The following is an 823-nucleotide window of genomic DNA, read 5'->3' as shown; positions in this document are numbered from 1 at the left end:
ATTAAAGGAGACAAAGGCATACCTTGTCGAACTCCTTTGCCTGACTTAGATTGAATGAGCTGCTTTCTGTCTTTTGAATAGTCTAAAGGTATAAGTGGATCACATTTTACGATTGATTCAAAAAGATAGAAGATATCTAAAGGTAGAGTTTGCCTGAAATCTTTGATTAATTGAGAACGATCCAAGTTGTCAAAAAATGAAGAAATATCGGTTTTCAAGACAAATTCTTTAGTGGAGCGTAGGTCTTTTGCTTTTTGTCTAGCCTGTATTATTCCTACTCCCTCAACTGAAAAATCGCTACTTTTGAACATAGCTAAATCATCTTTATGATGTTCTGCCAAATATTTAATCAAGATCATTTGTACTAGCCGATCTTGGATCGTTGGGATACAGATCAATCTAGGTTTCTTTTCAGGCTTTTTTTTATCGTAGATAACGACTGGATATAAAGAAGAGAATCTAAAAGTTTTTGATTTTATTGCAGAAATCAGATTCGTTTTATGGGATTTTAAAGTAAGCGTCCGCTGAATCCCATACCAATTTTTAATTCAATTTAGGTTTCTAGCAGTGTGGCAGTAACTCTTCAATCTGGGTCACTTTATGTGTCGGCAGCCTTTTCAGCACATCACTTAAATAGGCATACGGATCCAAGCCATTCAGCTTTGCTGACTGGATTAAAGTCATGATGTTTGCCGCTCGCTGACCACTGCGCAGCGAACCTGCAAACAGCCAGTTCTTGCGCCCCAACGCCCAGGGACGCATCTGATTCTCTACCCAATTGTTGCATATCGGTAGATTGCCATCATCCAGATAGCGGCTTAAG

2 protein-coding genes are annotated in these 823 nt (G+C 38.6%); both read right to left on the bottom strand.

What is annotated here, in order from left to right; translation table 11 throughout:
• Positions 1–398, bottom strand: a 398-nt coding sequence (locus tag D7V20_RS19315; RefSeq protein ID WP_268877904.1) for a reverse transcriptase domain-containing protein, incomplete at its 3' end; no start/stop codon positions are given.
• A 163-nt stretch (positions 399–561) separates the two neighbouring features.
• Positions 562–823 (bottom strand): transposase domain-containing protein (locus D7V20_RS19310; RefSeq protein ID WP_147395824.1); only part of this gene is annotated, 262 nt, incomplete at its 5' end.

It is taken from the genome of Acinetobacter rongchengensis, assembly GCF_003611475.1.
GTDB lineage: Bacteria > Pseudomonadota > Gammaproteobacteria > Pseudomonadales > Moraxellaceae > Acinetobacter > Acinetobacter rongchengensis.
This window is presented reverse-complemented; position numbering and strand designations above follow the sequence as displayed.